28 protein-coding genes are annotated in these 26,113 nt (G+C 54.1%); 14 read left to right on the forward strand and 14 right to left on the reverse strand.

Features of this window, described 5'->3' with window-relative positions; genetic code table 11:
* Window positions 1-29: 29 nt before the first annotated feature.
* Together CWR53_RS12490 and CWR53_RS23505 are read right to left on the reverse strand one after the other, a co-directional pair.
* A complete protein-coding gene (locus tag CWR53_RS12490) occupies window positions 30-839 on the reverse strand; it encodes a class I SAM-dependent methyltransferase (protein WP_100851697.1) in 810 nt (269 codons plus the stop codon).
* 100 nt (window positions 840-939) lie between these two features.
* Entirely contained in the window at window positions 940-1,251 is a 312-nt protein-coding gene (locus tag CWR53_RS23505; protein ID WP_219995112.1) for a VOC family protein, read from the reverse strand.
* Window positions 1,252-1,373: 122 nt separating this feature from the next.
* Here CWR53_RS23505 and CWR53_RS12500 point away from each other — a divergent pair, with 122 nt between their 5' ends.
* Window positions 1,374-1,778, forward strand: coding sequence for a YafY family protein (locus CWR53_RS12500; RefSeq protein WP_100851698.1), 405 nt, complete (start codon window positions 1,374-1,376; stop codon window positions 1,776-1,778).
* A gap of 107 nt (window positions 1,779-1,885) precedes the next feature.
* Window positions 1,886-2,062, forward strand: coding sequence for a WYL domain-containing protein (locus tag CWR53_RS23510; RefSeq protein ID WP_375335497.1), 177 nt, complete (start codon window positions 1,886-1,888; stop codon window positions 2,060-2,062).
* 303 nt (window positions 2,063-2,365) lie between these two features.
* Here the strand turns inward: CWR53_RS23510 and CWR53_RS12510 are convergent, their stop codons facing one another.
* The 7 genes from CWR53_RS12510 to CWR53_RS12540 form a co-directional block, all read right to left on the reverse strand.
* Window positions 2,366-3,142 carry an amidotransferase gene (locus CWR53_RS12510; RefSeq protein WP_100852637.1) on the reverse strand — a complete coding sequence of 259 codons (777 nt, stop codon included), beginning with the start codon at window positions 3,140-3,142 and terminating at the stop codon, window positions 2,366-2,368.
* Window positions 3,143-3,253: 111 nt separating this feature from the next.
* The gene (locus tag CWR53_RS12515; protein WP_100851699.1) at window positions 3,254-4,150 is read right to left on the reverse strand and encodes an ABC transporter permease subunit; all 897 of its coding nucleotides are present in this window, start codon (window positions 4,148-4,150) and stop codon (window positions 3,254-3,256) included.
* Entirely contained in the window at window positions 4,147-5,067 is a 921-nt protein-coding gene (locus CWR53_RS12520) for an ABC transporter permease subunit (protein ID WP_100851700.1), read from the reverse strand. Before CWR53_RS12520 ends, CWR53_RS12515 begins: the two co-directional genes overlap by 4 nt.
* Window positions 5,064-6,206, reverse strand: coding sequence for an ABC transporter ATP-binding protein (locus CWR53_RS12525; protein ID WP_100851701.1), 1,143 nt, complete (start codon window positions 6,204-6,206; stop codon window positions 5,064-5,066). The genes CWR53_RS12520 and CWR53_RS12525 overlap by 4 nt, the downstream gene beginning before the upstream one ends.
* A 57-nt stretch (window positions 6,207-6,263) precedes the next feature.
* Window positions 6,264-7,559, reverse strand: coding sequence for an FAD-binding oxidoreductase (locus tag CWR53_RS12530; protein ID WP_100851702.1), 1,296 nt, complete (start codon window positions 7,557-7,559; stop codon window positions 6,264-6,266).
* A gap of 13 nt (window positions 7,560-7,572) precedes the next feature.
* Complete coding sequence (locus CWR53_RS12535; RefSeq protein ID WP_100851703.1) at window positions 7,573-8,661, reverse strand: polyamine ABC transporter substrate-binding protein; 1,089 nt, start codon at window positions 8,659-8,661, stop codon at window positions 7,573-7,575.
* A 43-nt stretch (window positions 8,662-8,704) separates the two neighbouring features.
* Window positions 8,705-10,063, reverse strand: a complete 1,359-nt coding sequence (locus CWR53_RS12540; RefSeq protein ID WP_100851704.1) for a glutamine synthetase family protein — start codon at window positions 10,061-10,063, stop codon at window positions 8,705-8,707.
* A gap of 432 nt (window positions 10,064-10,495) precedes the next feature.
* On the opposite strand from CWR53_RS12540, the gene CWR53_RS12545 reads away from it, so the two are divergent.
* Window positions 10,496-12,586, forward strand: coding sequence for a CocE/NonD family hydrolase (locus CWR53_RS12545; RefSeq protein WP_100851705.1), 2,091 nt, complete (start codon window positions 10,496-10,498; stop codon window positions 12,584-12,586).
* A 202-nt stretch (window positions 12,587-12,788) separates the two neighbouring features.
* On the opposite strand, the gene ykgO is transcribed toward CWR53_RS12545, so the two are convergent.
* The 4 genes from ykgO to hisI form a co-directional block, all read right to left on the reverse strand.
* The gene (gene ykgO, locus CWR53_RS12550) at window positions 12,789-12,929 is read right to left on the reverse strand and encodes a type B 50S ribosomal protein L36 (protein WP_100851706.1); all 141 of its coding nucleotides are present in this window, start codon (window positions 12,927-12,929) and stop codon (window positions 12,789-12,791) included.
* A 124-nt stretch (window positions 12,930-13,053) separates the two neighbouring features.
* Entirely contained in the window at window positions 13,054-13,458 is a 405-nt protein-coding gene (dksA, locus tag CWR53_RS12555) for an RNA polymerase-binding protein DksA (RefSeq protein WP_100851707.1), read from the reverse strand.
* A 30-nt stretch (window positions 13,459-13,488) separates the two neighbouring features.
* Window positions 13,489-14,835 (reverse strand): dihydroorotase, encoded by a 1,347-nt coding sequence (locus CWR53_RS12560; protein WP_100851708.1) that lies wholly within the window; start codon window positions 14,833-14,835, stop codon window positions 13,489-13,491.
* On the reverse strand, window positions 14,832-15,245 hold the full coding sequence (gene hisI / locus CWR53_RS12565) for a phosphoribosyl-AMP cyclohydrolase (RefSeq protein WP_100851709.1): 414 nt from the start codon (window positions 15,243-15,245) through the stop codon (window positions 14,832-14,834). Before hisI ends, CWR53_RS12560 begins: the two co-directional genes overlap by 4 nt.
* A 102-nt stretch (window positions 15,246-15,347) precedes the next feature.
* Here hisI and CWR53_RS12570 point away from each other — a divergent pair, with 102 nt between their 5' ends.
* Window positions 15,348-15,785: a DUF4440 domain-containing protein gene (locus CWR53_RS12570; RefSeq protein WP_100851710.1), complete on the forward strand. Its 438-nt coding sequence runs from the start codon at window positions 15,348-15,350 to the stop codon at window positions 15,783-15,785.
* 68 nt (window positions 15,786-15,853) lie between these two features.
* Window positions 15,854-16,861: a porphobilinogen synthase gene (gene hemB, locus CWR53_RS12575; RefSeq protein WP_100851711.1), complete on the forward strand. Its 1,008-nt coding sequence runs from the start codon at window positions 15,854-15,856 to the stop codon at window positions 16,859-16,861.
* Window positions 16,862-16,916: 55 nt separating this feature from the next.
* On the opposite strand, the gene CWR53_RS12580 is transcribed toward hemB, so the two are convergent.
* Entirely contained in the window at window positions 16,917-18,116 is a 1,200-nt protein-coding gene (locus CWR53_RS12580) for an N-acetylmuramoyl-L-alanine amidase (RefSeq protein WP_100851712.1), read from the reverse strand.
* 183 nt (window positions 18,117-18,299) lie between these two features.
* Between CWR53_RS12580 and CWR53_RS12585 the strand changes: the two genes are divergently transcribed.
* The 9 genes from CWR53_RS12585 (at window position 18,300) to CWR53_RS12625 (ending at window position 26,110) form a co-directional block, all read left to right on the forward strand.
* On the forward strand, window positions 18,300-18,701 hold the full coding sequence (locus CWR53_RS12585) for a Fur family transcriptional regulator (RefSeq protein WP_100851713.1): 402 nt from the start codon (window positions 18,300-18,302) through the stop codon (window positions 18,699-18,701).
* Between the two features lie 46 nt (window positions 18,702-18,747).
* Window positions 18,748-19,959 carry a zinc metallochaperone GTPase ZigA gene (zigA, locus tag CWR53_RS12590; protein WP_100851714.1) on the forward strand — a complete coding sequence of 404 codons (1,212 nt, stop codon included), beginning with the start codon at window positions 18,748-18,750 and terminating at the stop codon, window positions 19,957-19,959.
* A gap of 52 nt (window positions 19,960-20,011) precedes the next feature.
* The gene (folE2, locus tag CWR53_RS12595) at window positions 20,012-20,932 is read left to right on the forward strand and encodes a GTP cyclohydrolase FolE2 (RefSeq protein ID WP_100852638.1); all 921 of its coding nucleotides are present in this window, start codon (window positions 20,012-20,014) and stop codon (window positions 20,930-20,932) included.
* Entirely contained in the window at window positions 20,877-22,049 is a 1,173-nt protein-coding gene (locus CWR53_RS12600; RefSeq protein ID WP_219995113.1) for a GTP-binding protein, read from the forward strand. Before folE2 ends, CWR53_RS12600 begins: the two co-directional genes overlap by 56 nt.
* Complete coding sequence (gene cysS, locus CWR53_RS12605) at window positions 22,046-23,461, forward strand: cysteine--tRNA ligase (RefSeq protein ID WP_100851715.1); 1,416 nt, start codon at window positions 22,046-22,048, stop codon at window positions 23,459-23,461. Before CWR53_RS12600 ends, cysS begins: the two co-directional genes overlap by 4 nt.
* Entirely contained in the window at window positions 23,458-23,712 is a 255-nt protein-coding gene (gene yidD / locus CWR53_RS12610) for a membrane protein insertion efficiency factor YidD (RefSeq protein ID WP_100851716.1), read from the forward strand. The genes cysS and yidD overlap by 4 nt, the downstream gene beginning before the upstream one ends.
* Window positions 23,706-24,299, forward strand: coding sequence for a 6-carboxytetrahydropterin synthase (locus CWR53_RS12615; protein WP_100851717.1), 594 nt, complete (start codon window positions 23,706-23,708; stop codon window positions 24,297-24,299). Before yidD ends, CWR53_RS12615 begins: the two co-directional genes overlap by 7 nt.
* 744 nt (window positions 24,300-25,043) lie before the next feature.
* Complete coding sequence (locus CWR53_RS12620; RefSeq protein ID WP_100851718.1) at window positions 25,044-25,781, forward strand: hypothetical protein; 738 nt, start codon at window positions 25,044-25,046, stop codon at window positions 25,779-25,781.
* A gap of 113 nt (window positions 25,782-25,894) precedes the next feature.
* Entirely contained in the window at window positions 25,895-26,110 is a 216-nt protein-coding gene (locus tag CWR53_RS12625) for an AlpA family transcriptional regulator (protein WP_100851719.1), read from the forward strand.
* The last annotated feature ends 3 nt before the right edge of the window (window positions 26,111-26,113 follow it).

Consider the following 26,113-nt stretch of genomic DNA (forward strand, 5'->3'; position numbering starts at 1 on the left):
GGTGTGCTTTGGGTCGCTCATCTTGCGACTTAGTCCACTTGCGCCTTTTTCGCCACCAAGGCGAAGCACATTGGTACCTGGACACCATTGTTCTCATAAACATCGTAGGTGTCTTCACGATTTGAATGAGGGTATTCAGCAAGATTACAAAGCTTTAAGTCAGCCCTTGCTATGCCTGTAAGTACATCACCCAGGCTATGAACATGCCAAAAAGATGGATGCCCGTTTTCCTCACCTTTACCTTCGTAGACGAGTTCGGTTGTTTCTATCACAGGGTCTGTTTGGAAATATGAGTTCTCGATTCGCCACGGATCATCCGATTCTGGGTCTAGCATTTCCAAGAACGGGTGGGTTTCGTAGACTACAAGGACACCACCCGGTTTGAGCACCCTCGCAACGTGGCTAAAAAATAAAGTCATATCCGGCATCCAGTTAAGAACACCGATAGTAATCAGAGCAACATCGAATCGACCGTAGAGACCTTTCGGAAGCTTGTGGATGTCAGCCTCAACGAACTCAGGTGTGTAGGGTGAACGGGTTGCTAGCTCCATAGCCTGCTCTAGGAATTCATTGGACTGATCCACTCCAACTACATGAGCCGCTCCAAGGGCAAACATTGAAAGCACTTCTCGCCCATTGTTACACCCGAGCTGTACAACTTCTTTCTGGGATAGGCCGACCTGCTCCAGAGTCACCGTCAGAGTCGAGTCCAAGCAAGAAAAATCATGCCGCTTTACCTCCTCAATGAGGTGGTTCCAGGCAGCACTTCTTCGATGGCGATCTGCGGATGCATTCCAAGCCTCGCGATTTCTAGCTATTACGTCCTTGAAATGAACCATATTTGCATCTCATCCTGAGTTAACTGTCGTCGGAGCCACAGCGTAGCATGGCTTAGGAGACTTCACCGGACGGTTACACTCCATATCCAAAAAGCTAAAGTCAATCAGGCAGACACACGCGTAGTCGATGACTATCAGGGTCGAGCGCCACGAATGTCAGTCCAAATACGGCGTGATGAAGCGGCTGTTCTATGTAGATCCCCGAAGTTGACCATTGTTGATGAAGGATTTTGACCTGCGCCTCCGTCTCAACCAGGAAAGCAATCTCGCTACGATGACCCGTATCTCCACTTCTGTAATCCTTGGCCTTGGTCGACCAAAGGCCCAAGGCTGACCCATTATCAAGCAGAAACGATACATAACTAGGGAATTCTGACTGCGCCTTCTGACCGAGCAACCTTTCATAAAACACGCAGCTCTTTGAGCGTCTTCTACGTACAACAGGAACAGATTTGGGCTTTTCATGAGATGTCCTCGATTGGCGAGGCTCAGATCCTACTCGACGATGCTGACAGAAAATGTCAGCATTAAATCATGACCCGTACTGAACGCCTTCTTGCTTTCCTACAAATCTTGCGCACATGCCGCCATCCTATGACCGGTCAGAGGCTTGCGCTGGAGCTCTCTGTAAGTCTGCGCACTGTGTATCGTGATATTGCCACGTTGCAAGCCCAAGGCGCCGACATTCGGGGTGAAGCAGGAATCGGATACATCCTACGGCCAGGGTTCTTGCTCCCGCCTCTCATGTTCAATGAACAAGAGATTGATGCACTGATGCTTGGCATGCGCTGGGTAGCACAGCAAGCCGATAAATCGTTGGTTCAAGCAGCCCTCGGCGTTTTGTCAAAGGCAGAAGCGGTAATGCTCTCAGCTATTGCTGGTAAATTTATCAAGACGGCATTATTCGCCGCACCTTCTCAATATCGCCCTGCATATTAATTTGATGCAAAACACTTACGCGATGCCATACGACACGAGAAGAAAATTCGTTTAGTTTATATTAGTAAAAAATGCCTTGAGACGGAGCGCATCGCTGGCCGCTGGGCATTGGTTATTTTGAAAGTGTCGAAATACTACCTGCCTGGTGTGAATCTCGAAGAGACTTCAGGCATTTCTTATTAGACCGAATTAAATCCCTGACACTCCTTAATGACAGCTTCGAAAACCAAGGAGGGTGGCTGCTGGCCATGTGGCGAGAGTCACGTTTGGATATAGTTCCGTGACCTTCATGTCTAAATAAAGCCAGCATCCCTCTGATGCTGTAGCAGTTGCCAAAATCTCACTGGCCGCTTCGCTTACAGTCGCTTCGGCACAACTTGAGACAGCCATCTGGATCACGCCAACTCTCACGCGCCGACTGTAAAATTCTCATGACAGCTGCCAACCACTTGCCGACGCTCAGGGCTCTCGATGGGCACAGACCATTCATCCAGGTAGCGAGTTAACGCTACCCAGATCTCCAGCCTTGCCCATGACCGCTCAATTGGGCTTGCGGTGGGACTACCTTGTCTTCAGCTACGCGCTGATCAACCTCGATCGATGCCTAGGGCGGATTTAGTGTCGGATCGTTCCTGAAAGGCGTCTGCGGGCCGGTGATCGTGGCTAATTAAGAATTGCGTAATCCATTGGGCAATCACAACTCCGTGATCCTGTTCATCCAGACTGGTCAGCGCCTTGTCAAACACATCAGGATCGAGGATGCCTTTACGCAAGGACAGGAGCTCACGAGTGTAGTTTTCCGTGAATTCCGGATGTCCCTGGAAGCAGAGGATTTGATCATCAACCACATATGCCGCTACAGGGCAGAACTCACTGCTAGCGATGAGCTCGGCCTCAGCAGGCAATGCCAGTACCTGATCCTGATGACTCACCTGTAGTTTGAAGCTGGTCTGCGGCGGGATCATCCAATCCTTGTGCGCACTCACCTCATAGCGGTGCACACCCATTCCCCATCCGCGTGGCGCGCGCCAGACCTCACCACCAAGAACGAGCGACAGCAGCTGGTGACCAAAGCACACACCGATGATTTTGTGTCCGTCATGGTAGAGGTTGGAGACAAATTCCTTGAGGACGAGAACCCAATTCTCGGTGGAGAACGAGTCGTACTTGCTCCCGGTGATGAGGTAACCATCGTACCTCTTCCGTGGATCCGGATACGCGCCATTGATGACGTTGAACACATCAAGACTTATCGGGAGTGGCTGTTTATCAAACAGCTGCTTGAACATCACTCCATAGCCAGAGTACTTCGGCGCCAATTCTTCACGAAGGATATCTGCCTCAAGCACACAAAGTTGCAGCACGGTCAAACCTCACATTCTATTGGACATTTTTTCTCGTAGGAGGGAGCGCGAACTGAGGCATCAAGGGGCACAAGATCTTAGCGTCTGCCTTCGAAATTGTGCCCCTCGTGGCTAATTCATCGCCATCAACGGAGAAGGCCGCTTCACCACTCTCGGCTGCTTTGGCAGCTCTTGAGCAGCCTCTTCGATAGCTTGCTGGATAGCCTTTCGACGATTCTCTTCGGCTCTGCGACTGAAGAACCAGACCAGGAATGTCACCAGCGAAACCGACAGCAGAATCAAGCTGGTCACAGCGTTGATCTCAGGTTTCACCCCCAATCTCACCGCCGAGAACACCTCCATCGGCAAGGTCGTGGAGCCTGGCCCGGAGACGAAGCTCGCCAAGACAAGGTCATCCAGCGACAGCGCGAAGGACATCATCCCGCCCGATGCGAGTGATGGGACAATCATCGGGATGGTGATCAGGAAGAACACCTTCCACGGCTTGGCACCCAAGTCCATTGCTGCTTCTTCGATCGACAGGTCCAGCTCACGCAGGCGAGCCGACACCACCACCGCCACGTACGCCGCGCAGAAGGTCGTGTGTGCGATCCAGATGGTGGCGATGCCACGCTCTTGCGGCCAGCCAACCATCTGCGCCATGGCCACGAACAGCAGCAGCAGCGACAGGCCGGTAATCACCTCGGGCATTACCAGCGGTGCGGTGACCAGACCACCAAACAGCGTGCGGCCTTTGAAGCGGGTGACTCGGGTCAGCACAAATGCAGCCAGTGTACCCAGCGCTACTGCAGCCACCGCCGTATAGCAGGCGATTTCCAGAGAGCGCATGACAGAGCCCATCAGTTGCTTGTTATCGAGCAGGCCGGCGTACCACTTCAACGACCAGCCGCCCCATACCGTCACCAGCTTCGAGGCGTTGAACGAGTAGACCACCAGGATCAGCATCGGCAAGTAGATGAAAACCAAGCCGAGCACGAGCATCAGCTTGGAGAAACCGAAGCGCTTCATGCCCTGCCCTCCATCTCTTTAGCCTGACTGCGATTGAACAGCAGGATCGGTACGATCAGGATTGCCAGCATCACCACTGCCAGAGCCGATGCCACCGGCCAATCGCGGTTGTTGAAGAACTCCTGCCACAGCACCTTGCCGATCATCAAGGTTTCCGGCCCACCGAGCAGTTCAGGGATCACGAACTCGCCCACCACCGGGATGAACACCAGCATGCAGCCGGCGATGATGCCGTTCTTCGACAGCGGTACAGTGATCTTCCAGAAGCTGTTGAAGGTGCTCGACCCCAGATCGGAAGCCGCCTCCAGCAACGAAGGGTCATGCTTCACCAGGTTGGCGAACAACGGCAGGATCATAAATGGCAGGTACGAATAGACCACGCCGATGTACACAGCCAGGTTGGTGTTCAGGATCTGCAGCGGCTGGTCAATCAGGCCAGTCCAGAGCAGAAAGCCGTTGAGCAAACCGTTATTGCTGAGGATGCCCATCCAGGCATAGACGCGGATCAGGATCGCCGTCCAGGTCGGCATCATGATCAGCAACAACAGGACGGTTTGAGTCTCTTTCCTGGCATTGGCGATGGCGTAAGCCATTGGATAGCCGATCAGCAGGCACAACAAAGTGCTGATCAAGGCCATCTTCAGGGATCCAAGGTACGCCGAGAGGTACAGCTCGTCCTCGGTCAACAGGCCGTAGTTGGCCAGGTTGAGTACCAGCTGGAGCTTGTCTTCGACGTAGCTGTAGATCTCGGTGTACGGCGGGATCGCCACATCGGCTTCGGCGAAGCTGATCTTCAGCACGATGAAGAACGGCAGCATGAAGAAGGTAAACAGCCAAATGAAAGGAAGCCCGATCACAAGGTGCCGCCCTTCCGGCTTGATTCGCAGGAAGGCTCTTCTGAGCTCGTAACCCGTCATGAGCGCAGTACCACGCCGCTGTCATCTTCCCACCAAACGTACACTTCGTCGCCCCAAGACGGTCGCGCGCCTTGTCGTACCGTGTTGGCCATCATCGACTGAACGATCATGCCACTAGGCAGCTCGACGTAGAACACCGAGTGGCCACCCAGGTAGGCAACGTCGTGGACTTTCCCCTTCGACCAGTTGAACTCGAAGCGCGGCTGCTGGTAGGTGATCTGAAGCTTTTCCGGGCGAAGAGCATAGGAGATCTGCTTGTCCTGCACCGCCGTGCTCACACCGTGACCGACGTAAATCTTCCGATCCAAATCGTCGGACTCGATGAGCGCGTAGCCCTCTGAGTCATCGATGACTAGGCCATCAAACACGTTCACATTGCCAATGAATTCACAGACCAACCTGTTGTTAGGCGTTTCGTAGATATCCACAGGAGTACCCACTTGGGCAATCCAACCCTGATGCATGATCGCGATGCGCTGGGCCATCGTCATGGCTTCTTCCTGGTCGTGGGTCACCATCACGCAAGTCACGCCCACGCGCTCGATGATTTCTACCAATTCCAGCTGCATCTGCGAGCGTAGCTTCTTGTCCAAAGCGCCCATAGGCTCATCAAGTAGCAATAGCTTCGGACGCTTAGCCAGCGACCGGGCAAGAGCAACGCGCTGACGTTGGCCACCAGAAAGCTGATGAGGCTTGCGCTCTGCGTACTGGACCATGTGGACTAGCTTTAGCATCTCCTCAACGCGCTCGGTAATCTCGCGCTTAGGCATTCTGTCCTGCTGAAGGCCAAAGGCGATGTTCTGCGCCACGGTCATGTGCGGGAACAGCGCGTAGGACTGGAACATCATGTTGATAGGCCGCTCATAGGCCGGCATCTCGGTGATGTCCACGCCATCAAGCAGGATGCGGCCTTCGGTAGGCTGGTCGAACCCTGCCAGCATACGTAGTAGGGTCGACTTACCAGATCCCGATCCACCGAGCAGTGCGAAGATCTCTCCTTTCTTGATCTTGAGAGATACGTCATCAACGGCCACGAACTCATTATATTTTTTCGTAAGCCTTTCGATTTGCAACAAATACTGCTCTGTCTTTTCAACTGAGCTATATTTCAGAGGTAGCAGCTGTTCTACTTCGGCCATTGCGCGCATCCTAAAACCTTAACTAACAACTGTTCCAGCCCCGAGAGCTTCTGCGTTTCAACCTAGCGTCTCTTTGAGCCTGTACCACATCATGCCGAGAGCAAGTAAAGGCGACCTGAATGCCTTACCTCCTGGGAATGTCATATGCGGGATCTTCTTGAATATATCGAAACCTTCAGTAGTGTCCCTGGCAATTACCTCTGCCAGCAATTTAGCGGCCCAATGGGTGACGTTTAGGCCGTGACCGGAGTAACCCTGAGCGTAGTACACATTCGGATGAGCTTTGAGCCGTCCCACTTGGGGAAAACGGTTCGAAGTGATGCCAATCATCCCACCCCAAGCGTAATCAACACGGACATGCTCTAGCTGCGGAAACACCTTGAGCATTTTCGGACGCATGTATTTACCAATATCTTTGGGATCTCGCCCCGTATAATTGCACGCGCCGCCGAAGAGCAATCGCTTATCAGCAGAAAGGCGATAATAATCAAGCCCAACCTTTTGATCGCACAATGCCATATTCTGTGGAATTAACTCCGCAGAGAGTGTTTCACCCAGTGGTTCGGTTGCAATAACATAGCTACCCGCAGGCAAGACCTTACCAGTTAGACGCGGCTCAAGATCGTCCAAGTGGGCATTACAGCCGAGAACGATAGTGTTTGCCCTAACCTGACCTCTGGCCGTTCTGACTGTCACGACATTACCGTGCTCAATGCTCAGGACTGGACTATCCTCGAATATGGCGACTCCCAGCTTCGAAGCGGCATGAGCCTCGGCCTGTACAAGGTCGAGAGGATGGAGATGCCCCGACCCCATATCAACCATGCCGCCCGCGTAGATGTCGCTACCCACGATCTCATGAAGCTTTTCAGAGGATATGACACGGGTTTCGTGCAGATACCCTAGAGTATCGAGTTCGTCCTGTTCTTCCTTGAACGCTCTGTACTGAGCTTGGGTGTTGGCCAATTCGCAGAATCCCATCTGCAGATCGCACTCGATCCCATATCGCTCAATCCGCTTTTTGACAAGACTCACCGACTCAATGCCAGCACGCTTTAGGTACCCAACGCCGGAATCACCAACGTAATTTGTGAACCCCGAGACGTCGTGGCCAATTCCTCGAATCAACTGACCGCCATTTCGCCCACTCGCACCCCAGCCAATTCGACGGGCTTCGATCAGTACGACAGAGATACCCCGCTCAGCAAGCTCCAAGGCGGTGTTGACTCCCGTAAGACCACCACCGATTACGCATACGTTGACTGAGCGGTTACCTTCAAGAATGGGATACCGGGTCTTCAGACGGCTTGACGCAGTATAATAGGATGCGGCGTGTGAATTGCTGCTAGACATATTGCACCTTGGCTCAACGGCTGGACTTGATCTTCGTCCACGAACGGGTCATGAGCCTCATGATCTTTGGACTTGGTGTAGTTGAAACGTATAGCTTGTCGATGACATCTGCCGAGGGGTAAACCTCAGGATTCTCTACCACTTCTTTATCCATGTATTCCTTCGCATCTTTGTTGCCATTGGCAAAGCCGACGTGATCACTGATTTGCGCAATTACTTTTGGCTCGAGCAAATAATTGATAAACGCATAAGCTTGATCGGGATTACTGGAGTCCTTGGGAATCGCCAGCAAATCGAACCAAAGATTCGCACCCTCTTTAGGAATGCTGTACGCAATCTTTACACCATTGTTCGCTTCTTCAGCACGGGCTGCCGCTTGGAAAACATCTCCGGAATAGCCGAATGCCACACAGATATTTCCATTCGCAAGGTCGGAAATGTACTTGGACGAATGGAAGTACGTTACGCTCGGGCGCAGGTCGACCAATCTTGCTTCAGCCTTTGCATAATCGGCAGCGTTTTCGCTGCTCGGGTTCAGCCCCATATAGTGAAGCATCGCGGGAAACAGCTCATCGGGTGAGTCCATGAAGGCCACACCGCACTGCTTGAGCTTCTCGAGATTCTCCGGCTCGAATAAGACGGCCCAGGAGTCCACTTTGTCAGTTCCTAAGACTGCCTTAACCTTCTCGACGTTGTACCCAATCCCGGTCGTTCCCCATAGGTAGGGAACCGCATGTTTGTTTCCAGGATCGTTTTCCTGCAAGCGCTCAAGAAGCTTGGGGTCTGCGTGTTTCCAGTTCGGAAGTTTGCTACGATCCAGCTCTAAAAACGCTCCTGCCTGAGTTTGGCGAGCAAGGAAGTGGTTGGACGGCACAACCACGTCGTAGCCTGTCCGCCCAGCCAACAGCTTGCCTTCTAAGGTTTCATTGGAGTCGAAGACGTCGTAGATTGGGGTAATACCCGTCTTGGCCTGGAAGTCCGCCAGCGTTGTCGTACCAATATAGTCAGTCCAGTTATAAATGCTCACAGACGGATTGGCTTGGACGCCGCAGCTGATTACCAAAGCGGCTGCAGAAGAAAGTAAAGCCCCTAAACTACGCATATCGATCCCCTATTAGATTTGTACCGTTCGACTGCTGAAAAACTTAGACACTGAACAGAAGAAATTCACGCTCCCAGGAGCTAATGATTCTTTTATAATTTTCGTGCTCGGCACGCTTGACCGCGACGTAACCGATGACGAAGTTGTCGCCTAGAACTTGCTTGACCGCTTGGCACTCTTCCATGTTCTGAAGAGCGTCCTCGATCGTAATTGGGAGCCTCAGATTCCGCCGCTCATACGCTCGCCCTTCCACCGGAGCGCTCGGGCTGCATTTCTCTGTCATGCCCAAGTAACCGCACAGCAGGCTTGCCGCGATGGCCAAGTAGGGGTTGGCATCAGCGCCAGGCAGTCGGTTTTCAACCCTCATGGCCTCAGGAGTCGAGACAGGAACACGGAGCCCGACTGTACGGTTTTCCTCACCCCACTCCACGTTCACGGGAGCTGACGTATCAGGAAGGAACCGTCGGAACGAGTTCACGTTGGGGGCAAACATCGGAAGCACTTTCGGGATGTACTTCTGCAAGCCGCCAATGTGGTTGAGGAAAAGCTCGCTCATCGAGCCATCTTCGTTCGCGAACACGGATTTCCCGGTTTCGATGTCGACGACACTCTGGTGCAAGTGCATGGCGCTGCCGGGCTCATCAGTGATGGGCTTCGCCATGAACGTTGCTGCAACGTTGTGCTTGAGCGCGGCTTCCCTCATCGTGCGTTTGAACACAGTGATCTGATCAGCCAGACTCAAAGCATCGCCGTGACGGAAGTTGATCTCCATCTGCGCTGGGCCGTCTTCATGGATCAAAGTGTCCAGGTCGAGCCTCTGGATTTCGCACCAGTCATAGACATCCTCGAACAGCGGATCAAACTCGTTGGCCGCGTCGATAGAGAAGGACTGACGCCCGCTCTCAGCGCGACCCGATCGTCCAACCGGTACCTGCAACGGCAAGTCCGGGTCTTCGCAGCGCTGGGTGAGATAGAACTCCATCTCAGGTGCTACGACTGGTTTCCACCCCTTAGCGGCATAGAGCTCAAGCACCTTCTTGAGGACGTTACGAGGAGACAGGGCAACGGGATTGCCCTGCTTATCGAATGTGTCATGGATGACAATGGCGGTTGGTTCGAGCGCCCAGGGAACCTGGTACACAGCAGACGGATCAGGTCGGCACACCATGTCGATATCAGCCGTATCTAGCAGGCTGTAATAGATATCGTCGTCAACATAGTCCCCGGTAACCGTCTGCAGCAACACACTTTCCGGGAGACGCATGCCTCGTTCATGGAGGAATTTAGCTGTGGGAGCGATTTTACCGCGGGCGATGCCGGTCAGGTCGCTGACCACGCATTCCACTTCGGTAATCTGATGTTCTTTCAGCCAGGTTGAAAGCTGATCGAAGGGGGCGTTCATACAAACCTCATTGTCGGTTTTTAGTAACGCGCCGGCGGTGAGTTGCCGAAGTGCGCGCTCCGGGCCATCTTGAGGCGAGGCCCTCTCAGTGATCTATCCGCTTTCCGAACGGAAAGACGCACCACATTGGTGCATGAGTGCCGGATGAATTCTAGAAGTCGAAGCTGCAGCGATCATGTCTGTTGACCCGCCCTGATATTGCCTCGGTTCGCCGCTCGGGATCACGAGGTGCTTCAGGTTTGAGTTCCCAATCACCGCACACTCAGAATCGTTAAAATCGTGTGAATTACGCATTTCGGATAGGCGCGCACGCGCGTCCTAGCGTAGGTTGAAAATTTAATAGCCGATAGACGGTTATAAACTGCAGCCAACATCTACTTCCAGGATCGCATTCCCGGAGCAAGACTCCAATTTGAAGGACTGAGGAAAAACATGAAGAATAAGCATAAAATTATAACCTCATGCACACTGTTAGGATTAACGGCACTTTCCATCGCTGGCTACAACACATATGTCGCTAAAGACGAGTCCTACAATAAGACCTCCCAATATGTTTCAATGCCCGACGGCACTCAGCTCGCTGTAGATATTTATACATCTAAAGACACACCAAAAAACAAGGCACTTCCGGTTATTTTTCAGTATACGCCTTACGGCAGAGCCTACGTCATACCCAACATGAAATGGTACGAAAAGCTCTATTATAAGTACGCAACTGGCCTCGGCGGGAGCGTCGCGGATCGCGCAAACAGCAATGGCATACTGTATGGATCAACTCGCGAGCAAATAAAAAACTTCCTATCTAACGGCTACGCTTATGTCATCGCAGATATGCGAGGCACGGGAGCAAGTTTCGGCCACAAAACAGACTTCACTCCGCAGTTAGGAAAAGACGGCGCAGAAATCATAAACTGGATTGCCAGGCAAGATTGGAGCAATGGCAATGTTGGCATGTTCGGAGGCTCCTATCTGGGATACTCCCAGCTAGTTACGGCAGGTCATAAGCCTAAGGCTTTGAAAGCGATATCTCCTGAAGTAGTACCTCTCGATGGGTTTAGCGGTGAAATCAGGCCAGGTGGTGTTGCACTTTGGGCGTACTCAACGAACGACGTGCAGTTCAACATGGAAACGAATAGCTATTCACCCGACGACGGCGTTTTCCCAACAGCACCGGTAGTGGACGAGGACGGCGACGGTGATATCTACGATGAGATACCTCTAGACTTGAATCAAAACGGATCCTTCCTAGACGATTATGACTATCCAAACAATCCGGCTGACGAGCCTCGATACGCCGATGGGCAACCTCGTAAGCACATCTATTACCTAGCGTCAAAGGAACACAGCAAAAATGTTCCTTATAACGAAATTGGCCCCAATACGCCCTTCATCGACACCAATTGGGTTTATCTTGTAGACGGTGAGAGTAAAAGCCTAAATACCTATTCGACAAGCCCATCAGGCTCAATCAAGGCTTTGATGGAAAGCGGGATTCCGATTTTCAATCGTGGCGGGTGGATGGATATCTTTGTGCGCGGCACATTTGAACTGTACTCGACCATGAAACTCACCAACCCGTCAAAAATCATGATTGACGCTGGATATCACGAAGAAAGATCGCCGTTCTGGTCATACTTCGGCGAAGACGAAGACAAAATGCTTCAAGTCTACAAAACCGAACTCGTGCGATTCTTCGACCACTACCTCAAAGGCGTAGATAATGGGGTGAACACAGATGCCCCGATACTAATCTACAACATGAATGGTGATGGGTGGCGCAAGGAGCATGAGTGGCCTCTTGCCAGACAAACCACGACGGCTCTTGCATTCGCTGGTGGCGGCAAACTCCAGAGCAATAGGAGTACCGATGGTACTGACAAGTACGTGGTGGATTACACGCACGACGCGCGCTGGGGAACAGATTACCCCACAAGCCGCTGGCAGATGTACCAGCCTGATGAAATGCCGATGAGAACCGAGCTCGATAAAAAGAGCCTGACTTACACCACGGATGCACTGACTAAGGATACCGAGGTTACTGGTCACCCTATCGTGGACATCTGGGTGTCATCCACTGCGGACAACGGGGACTTCTTTGTTTACCTTGAAGATGTAGACGCCGATGGCAAGGCAGTATTGGTCACTGAAAATGCTCTGCGAGCGGGCTTCAGCGGGCAGTATGACAGCGACCTGAAGATCAACCGAGGCCGAGATGGGATTCAGGTTTTGCCGAAGCTTCCTTGGAGCGGTTTCGAGAAAGCCCAGTACGATGAAAAAGTCTTTGCTGATGGTAAAGTTGTTCACCTAAAACTGGACTTACTCCCTACCTCGTGGGTCTTCAAAAAAGGTCACCGCATCCGGGTCTCTGTCGCAGGGTCTGACTATCCTAATTTTGAAGTACTGAAACAGCTGAGCCCCTCTCAAAACCCTAGTGATCCTAATAACATTGTTCCTACTATAACCATGTACCGTGACAGTCAGCGACCTTCGGGAATCACGCTACCCATCATTCCGAGGAATTGATCGTGCTTGCAGCATGGATCCCATGCTGCATCTTCAGCATATGGCTCAGAGGCCCTGCGGCGCAGGGCCTTGTCAGAAGAGATGCCCCTCGTGCCCTCACCCATGCCCCACCAGGCAGCTACCGACTGCACCTTCCTGGCTGTTCCGGCTTGCACAATCGTTCTCCGCCTCCCCGCGCGGGATAGTTCAGTGCGGACATTGCTCACTTATTCTTCACACCGCCCTGTCTGGCTTTGAACCGAGGGTTCGATTTGCAGATCACGTACAGCCTGCCGCGGCGCTTAACGACTTGGCAGTCCCGATGACGATTTTTAGCGTGCTTGAGCGAAGAAAGAACCTGCATGATAAATCTCCTGTTATGTGATAACATCACATTAACGAATCTCATTCTCAATCACAAGCAGTAATGAGGTTGCCAGCCAGGTTTCTCCATGCTCAAAATCATGCTGCACGGGGTGGTGTATAAATCAGCTTTCACGCATATGCCGCTCTTGGCGTTCCTGTCGCTCCTTTGCCTCGATGGTCAACGTCGCTGTGGGCCGCAGGAGCAAGCGCCTCAAGCCAATGGGCTCGCCGGTCTCCTTGCACCATCCATATTCCCCGCGTGAGATTCGCTCCAACGCCTCATCGATCTTGTCCAGAAGCTTTTTCTCACGCTCCAAAAGGCGGAGTTGCCACTGCCTCTGCTCTTCAACAGTACCCAGATCGGAAGGATCGCTGCTGGGCTCATACTCACGCATCACTTGGAATTCTCCGGAGATGCGATCCTGGAGCTCCGCCCGCTGGGACAGCAAGAGCTTCCGAAAAAACTCCTGCTGTGTAGCATCCATATATGCCTCATCGGGCAGAGAAAGCAGTTCTTGTTCAGTCATGGCGGTTATCCATATTGATTATTAAGTTGGTCAGGATCGCTGCGCACTGAAGGCAAGAGGCAACCCTTGGCACTCCTCGTTCAACCGGCCTTCGTGCCAAGCGACTTGTCCGGACACGATCGTGGTGCTCACACGATGACGAAACCGGTGATTTTGGAAAGGTGTCCATTGGCAGTGAGCAAGGATGGGATCAAGGCTGACGGGGCGCGGACTTTCGAGCCGCTCAATTAATGCCAGATCCGCCCAGTAGCCTTCGCGCAGGTATCCACGCTCATGAATTGCGAACAAATCGGCGACTGCATGGCTGGTTTTGCGCACCAGCTGAGTAATCGACAGAACGCCCTCCTCGACCAGTTCGAAAAGAGCCGGAAAAGCATGCTGCACCAGCGGTAGGCCTGAAGGCGCCGATGCATATGGCCGCTGCTTCTCCGTCAGGGTGTGAGGCGCGTGATCAGTGCCAATCACATCGATACGGTCACAGAGCAATCCTTGCCGCAGAGCATCTCGATCCTCACGAGTTTTGATGGAGGGATTGCACTTGATGAGATTTCCGAGGCTTGCATAGTCACGGTCATCGAACAGCAGATGGTGCGCGCAAACCTCAGCGGTGATCCGCTTGGTTGCCAGCGGCCCAGACTCGAACAATCCCAGCTCTTTGGCTGTAGTCAGATGCAGCACATGCAGCCTTGTACCGAACTTGTTAGCCAGCTCCACCGCCAAACGGGAGGAACGGAAGCACGCCTCCACATCACGAATTTTTGGATGCATCTGCGGCGGAATGAAATCACCGAATTGCTCCCGGTAACGCGCCTCATTAGCCAGGATTGAAGGCGTGTGTTCGCAGTGCGCCAGTAGGATCGTGGGCACGCAGTCAAAGAGGCGCTCAAGCACCTTAGGATCATCAACGAGCATGTCGCCCGTAGATGCCCCCATGAACACCTTTACCCCCGCTACATGGCGAGGATCGAGCCCGGCAACGATATCCAGGTTGTCTCTGCTCACGCCAAAATGAAAGCCATAGTTGGCTACCGAGGACGCCGCAGCCCGTGCCTTTTTGTCGTCAAGGGCGTCGACAGAAAGTGTCGCAGGATTGGTGTTCGGCATGTCCATGAAACTGGTGATGCCTCCTGCGACGGCGGCTCGAGACTCACTTGCCATGGTCGCTTTATGCGAGGCGCCTGGCTCTCGAAAATGCACTTGATCGTCGATCATCCCGGGCACAAGCCAACAACCTTGCGCATCGATTTCAACGGGTACGTTCTGGCCATCGATGCTTCCGGCGATCTTCTCAATCCGACCGTAGGAAATAAGAACGTCGGCATCGAAGACGTCCCCCTCGTTCACTAGCCGAGCATTTCTGATAAGAATGCGGCTCATGCGTGAGCCTCCTCTGGATTGCCAGTCACCACCACCTCATCACCGTCGATTACGTTATAGAAACAGCTGCGACGACCCGTGTGACATGCGGCCCCGACCTGATCTACGAGTAGCAGCAAGGCGTCTCCATCACAGTCCAAGCGAACCTCCTTAACGTGCTGAACATGCCCAGATGTCTCACCCTTACGCCAGAGACCCTGCCGAGAACGCGACCAGTAACAGGCCCGACGGGTTTCCAAGGTTTCTCTAAGCGCATCTTCATTCATCCAAGCAAGCATCAGCACCTCACCGCTGTCATGCTGCAGCGCAATTGCAGCGACGAGACCTTGGGAGCTCCAGGGCACCTGGCTGAGCACATCACTTAAAGCGAAGCGGCTTCCCGCCCCCGCCTGTTCGAGCTTGAGGAACATGATCCGAGATCCAAATCGAAAGAGTTATGTTATAACGTACCATATATTTTCTCTAGCATGAGCTTTTCACTTCCCAATTCAGACCCATTAGGTAAAGCATTTATGAGCGAAGCCCCTACCCTCTCCGTCTGCTTTGAAACGTACGCTGACACCGAGCTGGCCTGCCTCGCGGGGGCTAAAGCTGCCCTCTACCGGTGGGCGGCAACCGTCGCTACTCGTGATGTCGACAAGATTCTTGAGCTCTACGCCGCAGATGCCATTCTGGTTCCTACCCTGTCCAACCAGGTGCGTGATTGCGATGACAGTCGCCGGAACTATTTCGAGAATTTCCTAGCCAATGATGGCCTTGTCTGTGACATCCAGGTCTTCAAAAAACGGGTAAGCCGAAAGCTGGGTACAGTCGTTGTCGGAGGGCTCTATACCTTCGTCTACCTTGATGGCGGCGAGCAGCGCGTGGTACCAGCGCGATTCCTTTTCACTTTTGAGCTCATCAACGACGAGTGGTTGATCACTGGCCATCACTCTTCGATCGAGGCTTGATCCAATCTGGGCTTATCCCTATACGGGCGAGCCTGCTCTTCTGATTGCTCGCTAATACAGACTGACTCATGAATCACTTTCCAGCCCTAGGAAGCTATCCTGCCGTACGTCCTCGTCGTAACCGTGCTGACGACTGGACACGTCGGCTGGTAGCTGAAAACACGCTGTCCTTAAACGATCTGATATGGCCCATTTTCCTGAAAGGGGGTGCGGGTCTAAATGAACCCGTCAGCTCAATGCCAGGCCAGCTAAGGGTGGGCCTCAACGCGCTCGTTGACCATGTTGGGCGAGCCGTGGAGCTCGGAATTCCCGCTATCGCGCTGTTTCCAGCGACGTCACCAGAGCGAAAAGATAGCGAAGGCAGCGAAGCGCTTAATCCGGACAACCTGGTCTGCAAGGCAGCCAGATTACTGAAGTCGACCTTCCCTACCCTCGGGCTCATTGGCGACGTAGCCCTGGATCCCTACACCGACCATGGTCACGATGGCGTGCTGCGCAAGGGTTTGGTAGCTAATGATGAAAGCCTTGAGCTTCTGGCGCGACAGGCAATTGTCCAGGCACAGGCTGGCATCGACACGCTCGCGCCTTCAGACATGATGGACGGACGCATCGGCGTATTGAGATCAGCCCTCGACGCAGCAAATCTCAAAGACGTACGACTCATGTCCTATGCGGCCAAGTATGCCTCTGGCTTTTACGGGCCATTCAGGGATGCCCTCGGCTCCTCTGGAGCATTGAAAGGCGATAAGCGCACCTACCAGATGGATCCCGCAAACAGCGACGAGGCCCTGCGAGAGGTTGCTTTGGATCTTCAAGAAGGTGCGGACATGGTCATGGTCAAACCAGGCATGCCTTATCTAGATATCATTCAGCGCGTCAAGGCCACATTCGCCGTTCCGACTTTTGCGTATCAGGTCAGCGGTGAGTATTCGATGATCAAGGGCGCCATTGATCATGGATGGCTGGATCCGGACAAGGTCATCATGGAGTCCTTAATGGCGTTCAAGCGAGCCGGCTGCAGTGGCGTACTCACCTACTTTGCCATCGAGGCCGCTCAGCGATTGACCCGCGGCTGACATCAGGATCTCGCGACGTTGAGCAGGCTGCAGCGTCGCGAGAGTGCGCTATCCCTCAGGCTGTTTCGGCCCTGGCCTGAGAGGCGATCAGACTGCCTGGTGGTGGCTGCTGCCGGAAGTAGCTATCCACCCCCGCGAAAATCGCATCGGCAATTTTGCGCTGGTGACGTGTATCGTGCAGCCGTCGACAATCCCCGACATTGGAGATGAAACCTGTTTCGACCAGAATTGATGGTATGGCCGCAGACTTGAGTACCGCGAACCCAGCCTGCTCAACCTTCGACTGATGCAGCCCCGAAACCTGTCCCAACTGCGAAAGCACCTGATGGCCAAGATCCAAACTGGTTGAAATGGTGGCATTCATCGACATGTCGAGCAGCACACCAGCAACCATCGGATCGTCTTTCCTTAGCTTCACGGCCAAGCCGCCACCAACAGAATCAGCCCCATTTTCTCGCTGAGCCATCCAACGCGCCATGGAAGAACTGGCGCCATTCTGCGACAGCGCAAAGACTGATGCCCCTGAAGTGGTAAGTCTTGGGGCTGCATCAGCATGAACAGAGACGAATAGATCAGCGTTCAGACGCTGCGCCACCTCGGCTCGCTTGCGTAGCGGAAAGAAGATATCGCCGGAGCGCACGAGCCGGGCCTTGTAACCCTTTTGGGCATCAATTCGTTTAGCCAGCAGCGTCGCGATCTGGAGCGCAACAATCTTTTCTTTTTCCCCTTTTGCACCAACCGCACCCGGGTCTTTGCCGCCATGTCCCGCATCAATGACTACCAGCAGGTCTCGGTTGGCCTTCTCCTTTGCCTGTGCCGGTGATTGCTGAGTAGCAGCGGCGGCGACGCTCCCTCTGACAGGTAGATCAGGAAGAAGCAGCTCCAACTTACGCCCATTGCCAGAGATAGGCCGAAGCTCCCCTTGGATACCTGATTTGGCCAGATCCAGGACAATTCTCAGATCCCCCGTGGGTGTTTTCCCGCTACGTACAGCGCGGATCGGTGTACCGTCGAGCAAGAGACCGTCCAACGTCGTATCGAGTGCAGCTTGCTGAAGATCAAGTACCAGACGCGGCGGAGATTCCAAGCTGAAGCTGGTCGCCAGCACCGGGCCGCTCAGGTCGAGGAGAAGCTTGGTAGATCTCCCCGAACGAACGACGCTCACCCGCCGAACTGCCTGGGACGCCTGCGCAGCAAACGAGGCCGGCAGCGCTAGTCCAGCCAAGATAAATTTCAACAAGCTACGTCTGTTCATACACCTTCCGCACATTCAAAAATTTCCGCCCGCCAGACAGAATCTCGGCACCTCATACGCCTTCAACCGCCCGTAACCCTTCCACGCCCTCGCGACTTTTTTGTGGCGCACTTGATAATGTTACGTTATAACATGACATATATGGATGTTCAGACTCAAGGTTCACGTTCAACAGGGGGGCGCATGCAATTGACCACTAATCAGCAACGGGTGCTGGCAACCCTTCAGCAGTCGAGCAGGCCGCTGAGCGCATACAAAATCCTTGAGCGTCTGAAGGGCGAGGGTTTCAAGGCCCCCATACAGATTTACCGAGCACTTGGCTGTCTCGCCGAACGTGGTTTGGTGCATCGCCTGGAATCTCTGAATGCCTATGTGAGATGTGCTCCTCCTCCCACCGAGCAAGGTGTAAGGGCGTTTGCAATCTGCGACTCATGCGGCCACGTCGATGAGTTCATCGTCCCATCGCTCACCCAGTACCTCGGCACCTGGATGAAGCAAAACGTGTTTTCCCTGGGCAGCTCAACCATCGAGCTCCATGGGAAATGCGCGACTTGTAGCAAGCTCGATCGCACCTCCGACAGTTAGCACCGACGAGTCCGCTACTCCCGTCAACCTTCCGTGAGGCCTCCTGATGACAACCCAACATTTAAGTGAAGCGACAAAGCTTCCTGTGACAGTCCTTTCTGGCTTTCTGGGAGCCGGTAAAACCACGCTGCTCAACCACATTCTAAATAACCGAGAAGGTCGACGGGTCGCGGTCATTGTCAATGACATGAGTGACGTCAACATCGATGCTGCCTTGGTTCGTGAGGGAGGCGCAGAGCTCTCCCGTACCGATGAGAAGCTGGTTGAAATGAGCAACGGCTGTATCTGCTGCACCCTGCGTGAAGACCTGCTGCTTGAGGTAGATCGCCTCGCCAAAGAAGGTCGATTCGATCAGCTAGTCATCGAGTCCACTGGCATTTCTGAACCCCTGCCCGTGGCGGAGACCTTCACCTTTGAAGGTGAAGATGGTCGCAGCCTCGGTGAAGTCGCTCGGCTCGACACCATGGTCACGGTGGTGGATTCGTTCAACTTCCTCCGCGACTATAGCTCGCGCGACAGCTTGCAGGCGCGAGGTGAATCGCTAGGAGAAGAGGATGCTCGCACCGTAGTAGATCTGCTGATCGAGCAGATTGAATTCTGTGATGTGATCGTTCTCAACAAGATTGATCTGGTCAGTGAGGATGAACAGCAACAACTCATCGCGATCCTCAACAGCTTGAATCCTCGAGCAAAGGTCGAGATTTCAGAATTTGGCAAAGTCCCTCTGGATCGTGTGCTCAACACTGGCTTGTTCGATTTCGACGAGGCCTCGCGAGCCCCGGGCTGGCTGCAGGAAATGCGCGGCACCCACACACCTGAAACGGAAGAGTATGGGATCCGCAGCTTCGTATACCGCGCCCGTCGACCATTCCATCCCGAGCGATTCCATGAGCTGGTGGAGCGTGAATGGCCAGGCGTTGTGCGTTCAAAAGGCTACTTTTGGCTCGCCAGCGAGCCGGCAATGGCGGGAAACTGGTCGCAAGCAGGCGCTGTGGCCCGCCATGGCCCAGCGGGCTACTGGTGGGCAGCCATCCCACAAGACCGCTGGCCGACGGATACCGAGTCCGTCGAAAACATTCGCGCCAAGTGGGACAAGGACGTGGGCGATGCACGACAGGAGCTCGTACTCATCGGCATGGACATGGATGAGCCCACACTGCGCGCAAGCTTCGATGCCTGCTTGCTCACCGATGATGAAATGGCGTTAGGCCCGAAGGGCTGGATGAAATTGGCCAACCCACTTCCAGGCTGGAACTGAATTGAAAGAGCTCTCCTGTCATGGGAGGGCCGGACACCTGCGGACATACCAAATGAGTGCACAACTACCCGACGTTTCCGTCACCGATCTTGCCCCGACCCTTGGCCCCCTGGAATGGGTTGGCATGCAAGGCATCGACATACCGGTGACGATTGACGAAGCGGGCTATCACCGCGAGCTTCATGCCAGAGCGGATGTACAAGTCGATCTCCCTGCCCCCCAAGTCAAGGGCATCCACATGTCCCGGCTCTATCGCCTGCTGGACAGCTGGGGAGAGGATCGTCACATCTCACCAATGCATGTTCGTGAGTTGCTCAGCAGCATGATCGAAAGCCATCACGATTGTGACAGCCGAAGCGCTCGCCTTGAGCTGGACTTTGATCTCCTCGTGCGCCGACCGGCACTCGTCACCGAGGGTTTGTCTGGCTGGAAATCGTACCCAGTGAACGTAAAGGCATCCTTGGTAGAGGGCGCTTTTTCCTTGAGCGTTGAAGCCACGATTGGCTACTCATCAACGTGCCCCTGTTCAGCCGCATTGTCGCGTCAACTAGTCGAAGAAAGCTTCCTGAAAGCGTTCACAAGTCAGTCCGCAGTTGAACCCGCGATCGTGGCGCAATGGCTGCGTGCAAACGCATCCACTGCAACTCCACATAGCCAGCGGAGCGAGGCGCGTGTCTCTGTCTCGATTGATCAAGACGCTACCAATCTGGGCCTCCTCTCGTTGATCGACTCGGTAGAAAATGCGCTGGGTACGCCGGTGCAGACTGCGGTGAAACGAGCCGACGAACAAGCCTTCGCAGCATTGAATGGACAGAATCTCATGTTCGTAGAAGATGCCGCACGGCGGATTCGTGCAGCCCTTTCGAACTACCGAGCCCCAAGAATCCACGTCAGACACTTGGAAAGCCTGCATCCTCATGACGCTGCTGCGTGGTCTGCTCCTCACCGACATGGGGCTGATCATGGGAAGTGAATCGCTGCGCTCGTTGATCCCAGTCACGCTGCTGACTGGATTCCTGGGAAGCGGCAAAACGACATTGCTAAACCAGTTGGTGAGGCAGCCAGCGTTTGCCAACACACTGATCATCATCAATGAATTTGGTGAAATGGCTCTCGACCATCTTCTGGTTACCCACAGTAACGAGAACATCGTCATGGAGATGGGCAGCGGCTGTATCTGCTGCACGATTCGCGGTGACCTTGTCCAGACGTTGCAAGACATCACATGGCGTTTCTCGCGGGAAGGGAACCGCCAGTTTGACCGTGTACTGATCGAAACAACCGGTTTGGCCGATCCTGCACCGATCATCCACACGCTCATGACGCATGCTCAAATTGCGCCAAAGTATCGACTTGATGGTGTAGTCGCGACAGTAGACCTGGCCACCGGAATGGGAACGCTTGATGGTCATCAGGAAGCGGTCAAGCAAGCAGCCATGGCTGACGTACTGCTGCTCACCAAAGGTGACCTCGTGAGCCCAGAACACAGGGCCGATCTACTTGAGCGGCTCGCCGACATCAATCCGGCAGCACCTCGGTGGGAAATTCAGAACGGCAAGCTGCAGGCTGAGAAGATTCTTGGTTTGGGCCTGTTCACCCACGAGGGTAAGTCCCCCAATGTTGAAGGCTGGTTAAAGGAGCACGCGTACAAGGCCAGCGCTGCACCTAAATTCCAAGCCGCACCTCGGCCTGAGAACAGTATGAATCGAGGGCTGTTCTCTGCGGGCTTGCGAGCACCTCAACAGGACGTAAACCGCCACGGCGACCGAATTCGTGCGTTCTGCTTCACCATCGACAACCCCATCAGTGAGCTTGCTTTGGAATGCTGGCTCGAGGTGTTAATGACCTTGCTGGGGAGCAACATCCTCCGGGTTAAAGGGATCCTTAACATCGAGGGACGAAACACGCCGATCGCCCTGCATGGCGTGCAGCACATCTTCCATCCGTCTGCGCCGCTACCCGCCTGGCCGACTGACGACCGACGCTCCCGCCTGGTCTTCATCACTCAAGACGTGACAAGAGAGATGATCGAGGCGACGTTCAGGGCTTTTAAAGACAAGGCAGGCCATATCGAAGGCATCAGCGTATGAGGTCGAGCATTCTCCTTCACAACACCCTCACCCGGCAGAAAGAAGCGTTGAACACAGAGCAGCCTGATCGGGTGACCATGTATGTATGCGGCCCTACCGTCTACAACTACGCGCACATCGGCAATGCCAGACCTGCAGTAGTTTTCGACATCCTTGCCAGAGTCCTGCGCCACGAATTTAACGAGGTCGTTTACGCGCGAAATTTCACGGACGTGGACGACAAGATCAATGCGGCAGCAATCGCGTCAGGCTCTCCCATAGCGGACATCACTAGCCGCTTCATTGATGCCTACCATGAGGACATGGCAGCCCTTGGAGTCGCCTCCCCCGACCTGGAACCACGTGTTACCGACCATATTCCAGAGATCATCGCGCTGATCAAACGACTCATTGATCGCGGCCATGCCTACGTCGAGCAAGAGCATGTGCTCTTCCATGTCCCCTCGTACCCCGCATATGGCCACCTATCAGGACGCTCACCTAAAGACATGTTAGCGGGGGCAAGGGTCGAGGTCGCACCCTATAAGCGCAGCCCTTTGGACTTCGTTCTCTGGAAACCTTCGACCCCTGAAATGCCCGGCTGGAGCAGCCCTTGGGGACGAGGTAGGCCAGGATGGCATGTAGAGTGCTCTGCCATGATTGGTCGACACCTGGGCCATACCATCGACATTCATGGTGGAGGCCAAGACCTTATTTTCCCTCACCACGAGAATGAGATTGCTCAGGGCGCTTGTGCGAACGGCACACTCTACTGCCGCACGTGGGTGCACAACAGCTTCGTTACCGTTGATGGGCAGAAGATGTCCAAGTCATTGGGCAACGTATTGCTAGTCCGAGACCTGCTTGCTCAGGCACCGGGTGAAGCGATTCGATTCGCGCTGCTGTCTACCCACTACCGCCGTCCGATGGACTGGAATACGCAGCGCCTGCAGTCGGCTGTCCAAACCCTGACTCGGTTCTATACCTCACTGTCGAAGGTCAGTTCGCTGGCCGTCCCTGCTGATGTGGCGCCGGACGACCAAGTGCTGAATTCGCTGAAGAATGACTTGGGCGTGACCGAGGCACTGGCCCGGCTGCATGTAATCCGGTCGGAGCTTGATCGGGCGGGCACAGATGAAATGCGGTCGCTCAGTAAAGCACGGTTGCTCAAATCTGCTGGACTGCTCGGCCTACTGCAGCAAGAGCCTCACGCCGCCCTCGCTGCCTTGAGCCCGCCAGTAGAGCCTTTGGAACAACCGCTGAGTCATCGACAGCATCTTGAGTCATTGCTGGAAGCAAGAAACAAAGCACGTAGTGCGCGCGACTTCGCGAGAGCCGACGCCCTGCGTGACGAGTTGCTAGAAGCTGGCTTCAGCATCGAAGACAGCCCAGAAGGCTCCAAGCTGCGCCCGGCAGCAAGGAGCGTGATATGAAGCGATGGCCGAACGCGATCTTGATTGCATTGGTGCGCGGCTACCAACTGTTCATCAGCCCAGCCTTAGGCAATCGATGCAGATTTCACCCTTCATGCTCCCAGTACTCGATAGAAGCACTGCGAACTCATGGCGCGCTGATGGGCAGCTGGTTGACGCTACGCCGGCTCTTGCGTTGCCACCCACTGCATCCCGGTGGATTTGACCCAGTACCGTCGAAAGGCAGCAAAGAAAAAGGTGGTTCATGCTGATCCGTAAGCTATTCAAATTCGAAAACGCGCACATCGTGCGAGGCTGCAGCACCCGCCGCTGCTCTCACTCGATTCATGGGCACTCCTACAAAGTGGAGCTGCTCTTGCACGCTGACGCCCTGGATCACGGGCAGATGGTGTACGACTTTGGGCTGCTTAAAGGGGACGTTCGTGAATTGATCGATGCCTTCGATCACGCTGTCGCGATCTGGTCACAGGATGATCCTGATTACATTGCGTCCATTCGCAGGCATTCAGAGCGCTGGGTGCTCATCCCCGTGTCACCGAGTGCTGAACAGTTCTCCAGATTGATCTTCCGCCTGGTGGAAGCCGCCTTGGAGAACACCGAAATGAAGAACGGTGAATGCGGCGTTCAGCTCCACTCCGTAATCGTGCACGAAACCGAAACGGGGTATGCGCAGTGCTTCTACGAGGATGTTGTGAATCCCCGTATGGGTCTGATTGATCTCGATCTCATTGAGTTCTCTCCCGCGATTAGTGCCCATTGGACTGACCCCAAGCTGTTCGAGCGGCTGAAGTCGAAGCCCACCATGATCCAGACCGAGCTGGAAGGATTGAGCAACTGATGCCTTGTGCGAGTAGCCGTGCTCGCAGCAAGATCTATCAGCCAACCCAATTTGCGGCTACCGATCTGAATGGCAAGGTGGCGTAGAGGTCTGCGCCACATTTGGATCGGCGGACTTGGTAGATCGATTTCAAATGGTCGGGATAAATCGGATACCCCAGTCCTTCACCCCCCCCTATGCAGTGAAAGGGTGTGAGCCACCTTGTCTTTCTAGGTTTGCAAGTGACCGCCAGCCAAGACAAAGAGCTTCCCTGGCTGCGTCGTTGCCGCTAGAAGGAGAATAGCTGGCAGCGTCCATGAATCTTTCTCAGCAACCCCTCATCGGCCAACCGTTATTGATAATGTGCGTCGAGTGCCGGCTTTTCACCGTTTCAAATACTGGCTCCATGACCATCGCTTGCTTTCCGATGATGGGCTAAAATTCATCCCAACCGTTTGAGAATTGAAGGAGTAGATAAAAGATCTTGCTTATGCGTAAAGTCGATGAAAATTCCCTCTCTCAGGTATTGAAGCGTTCCTCCCCATTGCGCCCCCATTCTTCGCATTTTGTTCTATGGAAATTATCGTTCGACATAACACATTGATCCGCGTCGAAACCTGTCGCGGCTGCGCTGCCCCCACAGAACATTAGACGCAAGCAACTGTCCTCATTATTGGATCCATTAACGATCTTCTCAAAATGGCGCGCTTGTCGGGCCACTCCGGCCAGCGATTCTAGGACGAATGCAGCAGGAGGCTGTGTGCCATGATTTCCATAAGAAGCTCATACCACCCTATCGAGGCCGCGATTCTCTGGTGTGACCTCGTCGACCACGAAGCCGAGATCTTGCGAGTCGATCTCTCTCATCCCGGTAGCCTACTCAAGTGTTTTCCCCAATGGCCGCTGCTGGACAAATCAACCGAATGCATTTATGACGCAATCGCCTGCGGGGACCTGCCTGCTACTTATCTCGGATGCCCTATCTCGCTATCCAACCAAGTCCATTGTGAATACTGCTGTATTCGACGCGCCGATTTATTGGTTTGGTTCATACGCAACTTTCCAGATCAGAAGCCCAAATTCCTGTTTCCCCCAAACTTGAATCATGCGGAATGCATCAGCTTGAATGCGCATCTGGTTCAGCAAGCAGATCTCCAAGCGTCAGCGCGTATTATTGAAAAGCTTCAGGAGGAGCTGAAAACCTCTACTGCAGAAATGACAGCGCTTGCCAAGCTCAACAATGAGCTTTCAGCGCGGCTCGAGGCCTGCGGGATTCCGTCCGAGCTGTCCGAAGGTACGCACAACCTACTTGTCGGCGCCTTACTGGATGTCACACTGGGTAAATCGAAAAACGGCCAGCTGCAGTCGATATACCCAAGCCAGGCAGCATTGGTTGAGGCCATTACTATCCGATTCCCCGGGATGGGCGGTTTGAGCAAACACACCATTGATCGGAGATTTGCCGACGCTCGCCGTCATTTGGCCCAAGTCCTGCGGGGTTGATCTCGTGTAGCCAGGCAATGCCGAGCATTGCCTGGCAATGATTTTCGCGCTCTACCGGCCTTCACTGATTGTCACATCCCACCACGCGCCACCCGGTGCTAAGGAGTGACATCATGCAACCGACTACCCCTGCCCCGTTGACTGCCGACCGCCACATCATGCGTCGCGATGAAGTGGAACAGAAAACCGGCTTCAAACGTTCGCACATCTACAACCTGATGAAGGCCGGTCAGTTTCCGCAATGCCGGCGCATCGGCACGCGCGCTGTCGGTTGGGACTCAATGGAAATTGAACAGTGGGTCCAGGACCGACTCTCCACCGGGGACTGAACC

The organism is Pseudomonas sp. SGAir0191 (assembly GCF_002812565.2).
GTDB classification, from domain to species: domain Bacteria; phylum Pseudomonadota; class Gammaproteobacteria; order Pseudomonadales; family Pseudomonadaceae; genus Aquipseudomonas; species Aquipseudomonas parafulva_B.

What these genes read in the sequence shown, in the direction of transcription:
- CWR53_RS12490 (WP_100851697.1), bottom strand. Translation starts at nt 839, where the DNA reads ATGGTTCATTTCAAGGACGTAATAGCTAGAAATCGCGAGGCTTGGAAT.
- CWR53_RS12500 (WP_100851698.1), top strand. Translation starts at nt 1,374, where the DNA reads ATGACCCGTACTGAACGCCTTCTTGCTTTCCTACAAATCTTGCGCACA.
- CWR53_RS12515 (WP_100851699.1), bottom strand. Translation starts at nt 4,150, where the DNA reads ATGAAGCGCTTCGGTTTCTCCAAGCTGATGCTCGTGCTCGGCTTGGTT.
- CWR53_RS12520 (WP_100851700.1), bottom strand. Translation starts at nt 5,067, where the DNA reads ATGACGGGTTACGAGCTCAGAAGAGCCTTCCTGCGAATCAAGCCGGAA.
- CWR53_RS12525 (WP_100851701.1), bottom strand. Translation starts at nt 6,206, where the DNA reads ATGGCCGAAGTAGAACAGCTGCTACCTCTGAAATATAGCTCAGTTGAA.
- CWR53_RS12530 (WP_100851702.1), bottom strand. Translation starts at nt 7,559, where the DNA reads ATGTCTAGCAGCAATTCACACGCCGCATCCTATTATACTGCGTCAAGC.
- CWR53_RS12535 (WP_100851703.1), bottom strand. Translation starts at nt 8,661, where the DNA reads ATGCGTAGTTTAGGGGCTTTACTTTCTTCTGCAGCCGCTTTGGTAATC.
- CWR53_RS12540 (WP_100851704.1), bottom strand. Translation starts at nt 10,063, where the DNA reads ATGAACGCCCCCTTCGATCAGCTTTCAACCTGGCTGAAAGAACATCAG.
- CWR53_RS12545 (WP_100851705.1), top strand. Translation starts at nt 10,496, where the DNA reads ATGAAGAATAAGCATAAAATTATAACCTCATGCACACTGTTAGGATTA.
- ykgO (WP_100851706.1), bottom strand. Translation starts at nt 12,929, where the DNA reads ATGCAGGTTCTTTCTTCGCTCAAGCACGCTAAAAATCGTCATCGGGAC.
- dksA (WP_100851707.1), bottom strand. Translation starts at nt 13,458, where the DNA reads ATGACTGAACAAGAACTGCTTTCTCTGCCCGATGAGGCATATATGGAT.
- CWR53_RS12560 (WP_100851708.1), bottom strand. Translation starts at nt 14,835, where the DNA reads ATGAGCCGCATTCTTATCAGAAATGCTCGGCTAGTGAACGAGGGGGAC.
- hisI (WP_100851709.1), bottom strand. Translation starts at nt 15,245, where the DNA reads ATGTTCCTCAAGCTCGAACAGGCGGGGGCGGGAAGCCGCTTCGCTTTA.
- CWR53_RS12570 (WP_100851710.1), top strand. Translation starts at nt 15,348, where the DNA reads ATGAGCGAAGCCCCTACCCTCTCCGTCTGCTTTGAAACGTACGCTGAC.
- hemB (WP_100851711.1), top strand. Translation starts at nt 15,854, where the DNA reads ATGAATCACTTTCCAGCCCTAGGAAGCTATCCTGCCGTACGTCCTCGT.
- CWR53_RS12580 (WP_100851712.1), bottom strand. Translation starts at nt 18,116, where the DNA reads ATGAACAGACGTAGCTTGTTGAAATTTATCTTGGCTGGACTAGCGCTG.
- CWR53_RS12585 (WP_100851713.1), top strand. Translation starts at nt 18,300, where the DNA reads ATGCAATTGACCACTAATCAGCAACGGGTGCTGGCAACCCTTCAGCAG.
- zigA (WP_100851714.1), top strand. Translation starts at nt 18,748, where the DNA reads ATGACAACCCAACATTTAAGTGAAGCGACAAAGCTTCCTGTGACAGTC.
- folE2 (WP_100852638.1), top strand. Translation starts at nt 20,012, where the DNA reads ATGAGTGCACAACTACCCGACGTTTCCGTCACCGATCTTGCCCCGACC.
- CWR53_RS12600 (WP_219995113.1), top strand. Translation starts at nt 20,877, where the DNA reads ATGACGCTGCTGCGTGGTCTGCTCCTCACCGACATGGGGCTGATCATG.
- cysS (WP_100851715.1), top strand. Translation starts at nt 22,046, where the DNA reads ATGAGGTCGAGCATTCTCCTTCACAACACCCTCACCCGGCAGAAAGAA.
- yidD (WP_100851716.1), top strand. Translation starts at nt 23,458, where the DNA reads ATGAAGCGATGGCCGAACGCGATCTTGATTGCATTGGTGCGCGGCTAC.
- CWR53_RS12615 (WP_100851717.1), top strand. Translation starts at nt 23,706, where the DNA reads ATGCTGATCCGTAAGCTATTCAAATTCGAAAACGCGCACATCGTGCGA.
- CWR53_RS12620 (WP_100851718.1), top strand. Translation starts at nt 25,044, where the DNA reads ATGATTTCCATAAGAAGCTCATACCACCCTATCGAGGCCGCGATTCTC.
- CWR53_RS12625 (WP_100851719.1), top strand. Translation starts at nt 25,895, where the DNA reads ATGCAACCGACTACCCCTGCCCCGTTGACTGCCGACCGCCACATCATG.